General features: G+C 70.0%; 8 protein-coding genes. 4 read left to right on the top strand and 4 right to left on the bottom strand.

Translation table 11 applies throughout. The features are described 5' to 3' along the window. Nucleotides 1–103: 103 nt before the first annotated feature. Together recD2 and GRC12_RS35255 are read left to right on the top strand one after the other, a co-directional pair. Nucleotides 104–2,374, top strand: a complete 2,271-nt coding sequence (recD2, locus tag GRC12_RS35260) for an SF1B family DNA helicase RecD2 (RefSeq protein WP_208784048.1) — start codon at nt 104–106, stop codon at nt 2,372–2,374. Between the two features lie 179 nt (nt 2,375–2,553). Beyond that, the gene (locus GRC12_RS35255; RefSeq protein ID WP_133040823.1) at nt 2,554–3,843 is read left to right on the top strand and encodes a citrate synthase; all 1,290 of its coding nucleotides are present in this window, start codon (nt 2,554–2,556) and stop codon (nt 3,841–3,843) included. Nucleotides 3,844–4,491: 648 nt separating this feature from the next. On the opposite strand, the gene GRC12_RS35250 is transcribed toward GRC12_RS35255, so the two are convergent. From GRC12_RS35250 to GRC12_RS35240, 3 genes are all read right to left on the bottom strand, one after another. Next, nucleotides 4,492–6,729 (bottom strand): heavy metal translocating P-type ATPase, encoded by a 2,238-nt coding sequence (locus GRC12_RS35250; RefSeq protein ID WP_208784047.1) that lies wholly within the window; start codon nt 6,727–6,729, stop codon nt 4,492–4,494. Nucleotides 6,730–6,821: 92 nt separating this feature from the next. After that, a complete protein-coding gene (locus tag GRC12_RS35245; RefSeq protein ID WP_208784046.1) occupies nt 6,822–7,061 on the bottom strand; it encodes a heavy-metal-associated domain-containing protein in 240 nt (79 codons plus the stop codon). A gap of 72 nt (nt 7,062–7,133) precedes the next feature. Next, nucleotides 7,134–7,802 (bottom strand): TetR/AcrR family transcriptional regulator, encoded by a 669-nt coding sequence (locus tag GRC12_RS35240; RefSeq protein WP_208784045.1) that lies wholly within the window; start codon nt 7,800–7,802, stop codon nt 7,134–7,136. Nucleotides 7,803–7,933: 131 nt separating this feature from the next. Between GRC12_RS35240 and GRC12_RS35235 the strand changes: the two genes are divergently transcribed. Beyond that, a complete protein-coding gene (locus tag GRC12_RS35235; protein WP_208784044.1) occupies nt 7,934–10,210 on the top strand; it encodes an MMPL family transporter in 2,277 nt (758 codons plus the stop codon). After that, a complete protein-coding gene (locus GRC12_RS35230) occupies nt 10,179–11,222 on the top strand; it encodes a zinc-dependent alcohol dehydrogenase family protein (RefSeq protein ID WP_208784042.1) in 1,044 nt (347 codons plus the stop codon). Before GRC12_RS35235 ends, GRC12_RS35230 begins: the two co-directional genes overlap by 32 nt. Nucleotides 11,223–11,298: 76 nt before the next feature. On the opposite strand, the gene GRC12_RS35225 is transcribed toward GRC12_RS35230, so the two are convergent. Then, entirely contained in the window at nt 11,299–11,499 is a 201-nt protein-coding gene (locus GRC12_RS35225; RefSeq protein ID WP_208784039.1) for a helix-turn-helix transcriptional regulator, read from the bottom strand. Nucleotides 11,500–11,530: the final 31 nt, after the last annotated feature.

Here is an 11,530-nt window from a genome sequence, read left to right as displayed (position 1 = left end):
GAGCCACCCTCACCTTCCCCACCCCCGCCTTCACCACGTTCCTCGAAGCTCTGAAATCCACATCCCTTCGCTGACTGTCAGTGCGCACCAGTACCGTCGGATCATGGCTCAACAGGCGGGGAACCCCACGGGCGAACGACGTCTGGCCGTGCTCGAAGGCGTGCTCGAAAGGATCACGTACGCCAACGAGGACAACGGCTACACGGTCGCCCGCGTAGACACCGGCAGAGGCGCCGGCGACCTCCTCACGGTCGTCGGCGCGCTGCTCGGCGCGCAGGTGGGGGAGTCCCTGCGGATGGAGGGCCGCTGGGGGTCCCACCCCCAGTACGGCAAGCAGTTCACCGTCGAGAACTACACGACCGTCCTCCCCGCCACCGTCCAGGGCATCCGGCGCTACCTCGGCTCGGGTCTCGTCAAGGGCATCGGACCGGTCTTCGCCGACCGCATCACCCAGCATTTCGGGCTGGACACCCTGAAGATCATCGAGGAGGAGCCCGAGCGGCTCATCGAGGTCCCGGGCCTCGGCCCCAAGCGCACGAAGAAGATCGCCGACGCCTGGGAGGAACAGAAGGCGATCAAGGAGGTCATGCTCTTCCTCCAGACCGTGGAGGTGTCCACGTCGATCGCCGTGCGCATCTACAAGAAGTACGGCGACGCGTCCATCTCGGTCGTCAAGAACCAGCCCTACCGCCTCGCGGCCGACGTCTGGGGCATCGGCTTCCTGACCGCCGACAAGATCGCCCAGTCCGTCGGCATACCGCACGACAGCCCGGAGCGGGTCAAGGCCGGCCTGCAGTACGCGCTGTCGCAGGCCACCGACCAGGGCAACTGCTATCTCCCGGAGGAGCGGCTGATCGCGGACGCGGTGAAGCTGCTGCAGGTCGACACCGGGCTCGTCATCGAGTGCCTGGCGGAACTGGCGGAGGTGCCCGAGGACGGCGAGGACCCCGGTGTCGTACGGGAGAAGGTGCCCGGAGAGCACGGTGAGCAGGTCACCGCGATCTACCTCGTCCCCTTCCACCGCGCCGAGCTCTCCCTCTCCGCCCAGCTGCTCAGACTCCTGCGCACGGGCGAGGACCGGATGCCCGGCTTCCGGGACGTCGCCTGGGACAAGGCGCTGGCCTGGCTGAAGGGCCGCACGGGAGCCGACCTCGCGCCCGAGCAGGAGGCGGCCGTCAAGCTGGCGCTGACCGAGAAGGTGGCTGTCCTGACCGGTGGTCCCGGCTGCGGCAAGTCCTTCACCGTCCGGTCGATCGTCGAGCTGGCCCGGGCGAAGAAGGCCCGCGTCGTCCTCGCCGCTCCCACCGGACGCGCCGCCAAGCGGCTGGCCGAGCTGACCGGCGCGGAGGCCTCCACCGTCCACCGCCTGCTGGAGCTCAGGCCCGGCGGTGACGCGGCCTACGACAAGGACCGGCCGCTGGAGGCCGACTTGGTGGTGGTCGACGAGGCGTCGATGCTGGACCTGCTGCTGGCCAACAAGCTGGTCAAGGCCGTACCGCCCGGTGCGCATCTGCTCTTCGTCGGGGACGTCGACCAGCTGCCCAGCGTCGGCGCCGGCGAGGTGCTGCGGGACCTGCTGGCCGAGGACAGCCCGATCCCCGCCGTGCGCCTCACGCGCGTGTTCCGGCAGGCCCAGCAGTCCGGCGTGGTGACCAACGCGCACCGGATCAACTCCGGGCAGCATCCGGTCACCGACGGCATGAAGGACTTCTTCCTCTTCGTCGAGGACGACACGGAGGAGGCCGGCCGGCTCACCGTGGACGTGGCCGCGCGCCGCATCCCGGCCAGATTCGGGCTGGACCCGCGCCGGGACGTGCAGGTCCTCGCGCCGATGCACCGCGGGCCGGCCGGCGCCGGCACCCTCAACGGTCTGCTCCAGCAGGCCATCACCCCGGGCCGCCCGGACCTGCCGGAGAAGAGATTCGGCGGCCGGGTCTTCCGGGTCGGCGACAAGGTCACCCAGATTCGCAACAATTACGAGAAGGGGGAGAACGGTGTCTTCAACGGCACCGTGGGCGTTGTCACCTCGCTCGACCCGGTCGACCAGCGCCTGACGGTGCTGACGGACGAGGACGAGGAGGTGCCGTACGAGTTCGACGAGCTGGACGAGCTGGCCCACGCGTACGCGGTGACCATTCACCGCTCGCAGGGGAGTGAATATCCCGCCGTGGTGATCCCGGTCACCACCGGAGCCTGGATGATGCTCCAGCGGAACCTGCTCTACACGGCGGTCACCCGGGCCAAGAAGCTGGTGGTGCTGGTCGGTTCGCGCAAGGCGATCGGTCAGGCGGTGCGCACGGTGTCGGCGGGCAGGCGCTGTACGGCGCTGGACTTCAGACTCATCTCGAAAAATGATCGATCAAATGAGTCGTGAAGGTCACAGAGCACTTCCGGATCGGGAAGACAGGGGGCAGGATGGGCAAGTTGGCGGCACTCAGTGCCGTCGATAGGCCCGATGGTCGACCCCGAGTGCACTCTCCTGAGCCAATTGGGGGAAGGTAGAGACAGTCAGGGCAACCTCGAAGATGAGGCACTACGTCGGTGAGGGAAGACGTGAGCGACAACTCTGTAGTACTGCGGTACGGCGACGGCGAGTACACCTACCCGGTGATCGACAGCACCGTCGGCGACAAGGGCTTCGACATCGGGAAGCTCCGCGCCCAGACCGGGCTGGTCACCCTGGACAGCGGCTACGGCAACACCGCCGCCTATAAATCCGCCATCACCTACCTCGACGGCGAGGCGGGCATCCTGCGGTACCGCGGCTACCCGATCGAGCAGCTGGCCGAGCGCTCCACCTTCCTGGAGGTCGCCTACCTGCTGATCAACGGGGAGCTGCCCACCGTCGACGAGCTCGCCACGTTCAAGAACGAGATCACCCAGCACACGCTGCTGCACGAGGACGTCAAGAACTTCTACCGGGGCTTCCCGCGCGACGCCCACCCGATGGCGATGCTGTCCTCGGTGGTGTCCGCACTGTCCACGTTCTACCAGGACAGCCACAATCCCTTCGACGAGAAGCAGCGCAACCTCTCGACGATCCGCCTGCTCGCCAAGCTTCCGACGATCGCCGCGTACGCCTACAAGAAGTCGATCGGCCACCCGTTCGTCTACCCGCGCAACGACCTCGGCTACGTCGAGAACTTCCTGCGGATGACCTTCTCGGTGCCGGCGCAGGAGTACGACCTCGACCCGGTCGTCGTCTCCGCCCTCGACAAGCTCCTCATCCTGCACGCGGACCACGAGCAGAACTGTTCGACGTCGACCGTGCGCCTGGTGGGCTCGTCGCAGGCCAACATGTTCGCGTCGATCTCCGCCGGCATCAACGCCCTGTGGGGCCCGCTGCACGGCGGTGCGAACCAGTCGGTGCTGGAGATGCTCGAGGGCATCCAGGCCGGCGGCGGCGATGTCGACTCCTTCATCCGCAAGGTGAAGAACAAGGAGGACGGCGTCCGTCTGATGGGCTTCGGCCACCGGGTCTACAAGAACTTCGACCCGCGCGCGAAGATCATCAAGGCCGCCGCGCACGACGTCCTCTCGGCCCTCGGCAAGTCCGACGAGCTGCTGGACATCGCGCTGAAGCTGGAGGAGCACGCGCTCTCGGACGACTACTTCGTCTCGCGCAGCCTCTACCCGAACGTCGACTTCTACACCGGTCTGATCTACCGCGCGATGGGCTTCCCGACCGAGATGTTCACGGTCCTGTTCGCCCTCGGCCGGCTGCCGGGCTGGATCGCCCAGTGGCACGAGATGATCAAGGAGCCGGGCTCCCGCATCGGCCGCCCGCGCCAGATCTACACGGGTGTCGTCGAGCGCGACTTCGTTCCCGTCGAGGAGCGCTAGCACCTGCCGTTGGGGCGCGGTTCACCGCGCCCCTGAGGGTGCTGCGCCCTTGAGGGGGCCGAACGAAACGGCCCTCGGCATGTGAACCAAAAAGCGGAAGGCGCCCTGACGCCGGTCCCCCCACGGGCCGACGACCAGGGCGCCTTCCCATGTCCCGGTGCGGATTCCCCCCACGGGATCCGGCCGGGCGCCTGAGAGACCAGCGCCTGAATCGCTGTTCTTTCGGTACAGCTGGTACTGCGGTTGAGCAGAACGAGCAGAACTCGTCGTACTCATGGGTGATGTGCGGTCTGCCGGGACAGCGCACGCTCGGGAGGGCCGCTCAAAGCTTCCCGAAGTACGTGCCCCGGCAACGCATCTCTGGAGAAGTCCCCCAAGACATCCCCAGATGCCGGTTCGCGCCCCCCAAGACGCTTTCCGACATCGCCAACTTAGACCTTCGAACCCCTTCGATGGTTACGTTCACATCACTGTGATCTGCGTCTCTTGCATTTGTCCGTTTGATACGCAAGAGCCCCGACGCGTTGATCGGGACCCAAGCGTAAGGATGATGCGCGAGCCTTGTGAAGAGCTTATGTGAGCCCGGCGCCGGACTCTAGGGGTGCTCTTACTTCGACTGCCGGTAACCGGCAGTAACTTGGCCGTAGTTCAGTGAAACGTCCGCAATCTGAGACTGTTGGTGACCACGAAGACGGATGAGAAGGCCATCGCGGCCCCGGCGATCATCGGATTCAGCAGTCCCGCGGCGGCCAGCGGCAGCGCCGCGACGTTGTAGCCGAACGCCCACACGAGGTTTCCCTTGATCGTGGACAGCGTCCTGCGCGACAGCCGGATCGCGTCCGCGGCCACCCGCAGATCCCCGCGCACCAGTGTCAGGTCGCCCGCCTCGATCGCCGCGTCCGTCCCGGTGCCCATCGCCAGCCCCAGGTCGGCGGCGGCGAGCGCGGCCGCGTCGTTGACACCGTCGCCGACCATCGCGACGACCCGCCCCTCCTCCTGCAGCCGGCGTACGGCGGCCACCTTGTCCTCGGGCAGGACCTCCGCGATCACCTGCTCGATCCCGACCTCCAGGGCCACCGCCTCGGCCACCGTCCGGTTGTCCCCGGTCAGCAGCACCGGCGTCAGGCCCAGCGCGCGCAGCCCACGCACGGCCTCGGCGCTGGTCGGCTTCACCGCGTCGGCGACGGCGACGACACCGCGTGCCACCCCGTCCCAGCCGACCACGACGGCCGTACGACCCCCCCTCTCGGCCTCGTCGCGGGCGCGGGCCAGTTCCTTGGGCAGAACGTCGTAGAGGCGCCCCACGGCCACGTCACGCCCGTCCACGCGGCCACGGACGCCCCGCCCCGGCACGTTCTCGAAGTTCTCGACCTCGGGCAGTCGTCCGAGCCGCTCCTCGGCGCCCGCGGCGACCGCCCGGGCGACCGGGTGCTCGGAGGCGTGCTCCACGGCGCCCGCGAGCCGCAACACCTCCTTCTCGTCGGCGCCGTCGGCGGCGTACACCTCGTGGAGGGTCATGCGGCCCGTGGTGACCGTGCCGGTCTTGTCCAGGACGACCGTGTCGACGCGGCGCGTGGACTCCAGCACCTCGGGGCCCTTGATCAGGATGCCGAGCTGGGCGCCACGCCCCGTGCCCACCATCAGCGCGGTCGGCGTGGCCAGGCCCAGCGCGCACGGGCAGGCGATGATCAGGACCGCGACGGCCGCGGTGAACGCGGCGGCGGTGTCGCCGGTGACGCCGAGCCACGTCCCGAAGGTGGCGAGGGCGACGAGGATGACGGCCGGCACGAAGACCGCCGAGATCCGGTCGGCGAGCCGCTGCACCTGCGCCTTGCCGTTCTGCGCGTCCTCCACCAGCCGCGCCATCCGCGCGAGCTGTGTGTCCGCGCCCACGCGCGTGGCCTCGACGACCAGCCGTCCGCCGGCGTTGACCGTGGCCCCGGTGACCGTGTCACCGACGCCGACGTCCACCGGCACCGACTCGCCGGTCAGCATGGACGCGTCCACCGCGGAGGCACCCTCGACGACGGTGCCGTCGGTCGCGATCTTCTCCCCGGGCCGTACGACGAAACGGTCCCCCACGGCCAGCCGGGACACCGGGACACGCACCTCGCGCCCGTCGCGCAGTACGGACACGTCCTTCGCGCCCAGTTCCATCAGGGCCCTGAGCGCGGTCCCCGAGCGCCGCTTGGCGCGGGCCTCCAGATAGCGGCCCAGCAGGATGAGCGCGATCACTCCGGCGGCCACCTCGAGGTAGATCGAGGAGGCGCTCTCGGTGCGCGAGACGGTGAACCGGAACTCGTCGTGCATGCCGGTCATGCCCGCGTCGCCGAAGAACAGCGCCCACAGGGACCAGCCGAACGCGGCCAGCGTGCCGACCGAGACCAGCGTGTCCATGGTCGCGGCGCCGTGCCGGAGGTTCGTCCAGGCGGCCCGGTGGAAGGGCAGACCGCCCCAGACGACCACGGGGGCGGCGAGGGTGAGCGCCAGCCACTGCCAGTTGTCGAACTGCAGGGCGGGGATCATCGACAGCGCGACGACCGGGACCGCGAGCAGGGCGGAGACGGTGAGGCGCTGACGCAGGGAGGCGAGTTCTGGATCGTCCTCGGCGGCCTGCGGCTCCTCCTCGACGGGCTGCGGCGGCGCGGGCTCCTCGGCGGTGTAGCCGGTCTTGACGACGGTGGCGATCAGGTCGGCGACCTGGATGCCGGCGGGATAGCTGACCTTGGCCTTCTCCGTCGCGAAGTTCACCGTGGCGGTGACCCCGTCCATGCGGTTGAGCTTCTTCTCGACGCGGGCCGCGCAGGAGGCGCAGGTCATGCCGCCGATCAGCAGCTCGACCTCCGCCGCGTCCGCGGGGGGTGTCTCGGTGGGCGTACTGGTCATGTCCGGACTCCAGACATCGGACCGGACCACGCGGAGCCAGTATCAGCTGGTCGGCGCGGCCCGGTCGGAGAACAGAACGGAAGGTAGGCCGCTCAGGCCTGGCCGACGAGCTCGAAGCCCGCCTCGTCCACCGCGGCGCGCACCGCGGCCTCGTCGAGCGGGGCCTCGGAGACGACGGTGACCTCGCCGGCCGAGGCGACGGCCTTGACCGAGGTGACACCGGGGAGCTCCGAGATCTCGCTGGAGACGGAGCCCTCGCAGTGTCCGCAGCTCATCCCGCTCACCTTGTAGACGGTGGTGACGGAACCCTGGGTGTCGGACTGGGCGGTCATGTCGTTCTCCTCGTGGAGGCGTGTGGGGCCTGCGGGACCCACGGTGGGGCCCCTGCCTCTCACACTATACCCCTAGGGGGTATGACTCAACGAGGGTTCGCCCGCGGTTCGGCCCAGCCGGTCGCCCACCAGCGGCTCGAGATAGCGGATCAGTACGTTCTTGATCTCCCGGGTGTACGCGTCGCGCTCGGCGCCCTCATGGGCCAGGACCAGCTCCAGTCCCGCCTTGTACATCCCGAGGCAGACCTGTGCGGTGCGGGTGAGGTCGGCGGCGGGGGCGTCGGGCAGGAGGCTGGAGAGCAGTCCCTCGATCCGGCCGAGCAGGGTCGCGTGCAGCGCGTCGTGCTCCTCGGCGATCCGGCCGGGTACGTCCGGGCCGTGCATCAGCGCGAAGAAGACCGGGTGGTCGCAGTTGAACGCGATGAACCGGTCGACGGCGGCGCCGACCGCCTGCTCCAGAGGGGTCGCGGGGTCTACCGGGGCGAGCGCCTCGCCGTAGGTCTCCCGCATCTCGTGCATCAGCCGGTCGCCCAGCTCGATCGCGATCGCTTCCTTGTTCGGGAAGAACTGGTAGAGCGTGCCGGGTGAGACGCCGGCCTCGCGGGCGATGGCGTTGGTGCTGGCCGCCGTGTAGCCGGTCGTGCAGAACACGGTCGCGGCCGCTTCGAGGAGCTGGGCGACCCGGCGCTCCCCGCGGGCCTGCCGGCGGCGCGGCTGCTCCTGCTGCTGGTTGTCGGGCACGTGTTATCCCCAGCTCTCCGAACACGATTGACAAACACGAGCGGTCGCTCGCATTCTGGGGGTGGATCAAATGCGAGCGGTCTCTCGTGTTTGTCAGTTTACGGTTTCCACGGTGAAGGGGACACCGCACCATGACCGAAGTCAACAGCCCACCCAGCAGCCCACCCCGGCCCGGCGGATGGACCCGGTTCGTGACCGCCCGACCGCGGCTGTCGCTGCTGGTCGCGCTGGTGATCACCGCTCTCGCCGTGCTCGCCGGCAGCGGGGTCGCCGACCGGCTGGGCAGCGGCGGCTGGCAGGACCCGGCCGCCCAGTCCACCTATGCGACCAAGGCCCTGGAGCGCGAGTTCCCGGACTCCCAGCCCAACCTCCTGCTCCTCGTCGACTCCGGCGGCGCCTCGGTCGACACCCCCGCGGTCGCCGCCGAGGCGCAGCGCCTCGCCACCCGCCTCGCCGCCGAGACGGGCGTCATCGGCGTCGGCTCCTACTGGCAGACCAAGTCGCCCGCCCTGCGCGCCGAGGATGGTCACGAGGCGCTGATCGCCGCGCACATCAGCGGCGACGAGAAGACGGCGAGCGACACCCTGGACCGCATAGCACCCCACTACCGAGGCACGCACGGCCCGGTTCAGGTCAAGATCGGCGGCATGGTCGCGGTCCGCGGCGAGATGCAGACGATCATCAAGGAGGACCTCGCCCGCGCCGAGATGATCGCCCTTCCGGTCACGCTTCTGCTGCTGGTGATGGTCTTCGGCTCGGCGATCGCGGCCCTGCTGCCGCTGGGCATCGGCATCGTCGCGATCCTCGGCACGAACGCGGTACTGCGCGGCCTGACGGAGTTCACGGACGTCTCGGTCTTCGCCCTGAACCTCACCACGGCCCTTGGCCTGGGCCTCGCCATCGACTACGCCCTGTTCATCGTCCGCCGCTTCCGGGAGGAACTGTCCGCCGGTTCCGAGCCGCCCACGGCCGTCGCCACCACCCTGCGCACCGCCGGCCGCACGGTGCTCTTCTCTGCCCTCACGGTCGCCGTCTCCCTCGCCGCGATGCTGGTCTTCCCGCAGTACTTCCTGCGGTCCTTCGCCTACGCCGGGATGGCGGTGGTCCTGCTGGCCGCGGCGGCCGCCCTGATCCTGCTCCCGGCGGCCCTCCTGCTGCTCGGCCACCGCGTCAACTCCCTCGACCTGCGCAAGGTGTTCCGGCGCGGGCGCCCGGCCGGGACGTCGGGCGAGGAGGGCACCGCCTGGGCGCGCACGGCGGCCCTGGTGATGCGCCGGGCCCCGTTCTTCGCCCTGGCCACGACGGCCGTGCTGGTCCTGCTCGGACTGCCCTTCCTGGGCGTGAAGTTCGGCACCGCGGACGACCGCCAGCTCCCCTCGACCGCCGAGTCGCACGTCGTCCAGCAGCACATCCGCGACGGCTTCCCCGGCAACCCCGGAGGCGGCCTCGAAGTGCTCGCGGAAGGCAGGGCGACCAAGGCGCAGTACGCCGCCTACAAGGACCGGATCGCCCGTCTCCCCGGTGTGCTGCGGGTGGACGGCCCGCTGGTGAGAGGCGACTCCGCGTACTTCACGGTGCTGCCGAAGGGCGAGGCCGTGGACGACACGGCCCAGCGTCTGGTGGGTGAGGTGCGCGCCGCGGACGCCCCGTTCGCCACCAAGGTGACCGGCACGGCCGCCGTACTGGTCGACTCCAAGCACGCGATAGCCGAGCGTCTGCCCTGGGCGGCCGCCGTCATCGCGGTCGTCACCCTGCTCCTGGTCTTCCTCCTGACCGGCAGCGTGCTGATACCGGTCCAGGCCGTGCTGCTCAACGCGCTCAGCCTGACGGCGATGTTCGGCGCGGTGGTCTGGGTCTTCCAGGACGGCCACCTCTCGGGCCTGCTCGGCTTCACCAGCCCCGGCTCCATCGAGACGACCCTCCCGGTCCTGATGTTCTGCGTGGCCTTCGGCCTCTCCATGGACTACGGCGTCTTCCTGCTCTCCCGCATCAAGGAGGAGTACGACAGAACGGGCGACCACAACGCCGCGGTCCGCCACGGCCTGCAGCGCACCGGCGGCCTGATCACGGCGGCGGCGGTGATCCTGGCGGTGGTGATGGTGGCGATCGGCACCTCCCGCGTCACCAACACCAAGATGCTCGGCCTGGGCATCGCGCTGGCGGTCCTGATGGACGCGATGATCGTCCGCAGCCTGCTGGTACCGGCGGTGATGAGACTGACAGGCACGGCGACATGGTGGGCACCGGCCCCGCTGCGGAGGTTCCACGCACGGTTCGGATTGAGCGAGGGCGAGAATGAGCGCCCCGACAGGGGCGCGGGGACCGGCGCGACCAGCCACGATGGACCCCCGGAGAACGACGGCGAGGGGATGGCGGATGCGAGCGGTGGTCTTCGAGCAATACGGTGAACCCGCCGAGGTACGTGAAGTCCCCGACCCTCGCCCGGCCCCCCACGGAGTGACCGTCCGCGTCGAGGCCACCGGCCTCTGCCGCAGCGACTGGCACGGCTGGCAGGGCCACGACCCGGACATCACCCTCCCTCACGTTCCGGGCCATGAACTCGCCGGTGTCGTCGAGTCCGTCGGCGCCCGCGTGAGCGACTGGCACCCCGGCGACCGTGTCACCGTCCCCTTCGTGTGCGCCTGCGGAACCTGCGGCGCCTGCGCGGCGGGCGACCAGCAGGTCTGCGAGCGGCAGACCCAGCCCGGCTTCACCCACTGGGGCTCCTTCGCCCAGTACGTGGCGCTGGACCACGCGGACGCGAACCTCGTGGCGGTGCCGCAGGAACTGTCGTTCGCCACGGCGGCTGCGCTCGGCTGCCGGTTCGCGACGGCGTTCCGGGCGGTGGTGCAGCAGGGCCGGGTCGCCGCGGGGGAGTGGGTCGCGGTGCACGGCTGCGGTGGCGTGGGACTGTCCGCGGTGATGATCGCGGCGGCGTCCGGGGCACGGGTGGTCGCCGTCGACGTGTCACCGGCCGCATTGGACCTGGCGCGGAAGTTCGGGGCGTCGGACGCGGTGGACGCCACGCGGGTGCCGGACACGGCGGCGGCGATCCGCGACCTGACCGGCGGCGGCGCCCATCTGTCCCTGGACGCCCTCGGCTCGCCGGTGACCTGCGCCGCATCGGTGAACGGCCTGCGCCGCCGCGGCCGCCACGTCCAGGTGGGCCTGCTGCCCTCCCCGGACGGCACGACGCCGGTCCCCATGGCCCGTGCCATCGCCCTGGAACTGGAACTCCTCGGCAGCCACGGCATGGCCGCGCACACCTATCCGCCGATGCTGGAGCTGGTCCGCGCGGGCGTCCTGCGTCCCGACCTCCTGGTCACCTCCACCATCACCCTGGACGCGACCCCGACCGCCCTGACGGCGATGGGGACGGCACCGGGAGCGGGGGTGACGGTCATCGAACCGTGGAGCTGAACGGGGCTCCTCACCCGGCCGGGGAGCACGGTGTGCCCACGGGGGCGGCGGGGCACGGGTGGTACCCAAGGGGCGGTCAGGCTTCCTTGCGGCCCCGGTTGCCGGGGCGGGAGGCGACCCAGGCGCGGACCGTGTCGGCGTACCAGAAGGGCTTGCCGCCCTCGACGTGGTCCGGCGGGGGCAGCAGCCCGTGCTTGCGGTACGAACGCACGGTGTCCGGCTGCACCTTGATGTGCGCCGCGATCTCCTTGTACGACCAGAGCCGTCGGTCGGTCATGAGATGCACCTCCCTGCGCGCACCACGGGGG

The organism is Streptomyces griseorubiginosus (assembly GCF_017614965.1).
Classification (GTDB): Bacteria; Actinomycetota; Actinomycetes; order Streptomycetales; family Streptomycetaceae; genus Streptomyces; species Streptomyces griseorubiginosus_B.
The sequence above is the reverse complement of the archived record's forward strand: the minus strand, read 5'-3'. Positions and strand labels throughout refer to the sequence as shown.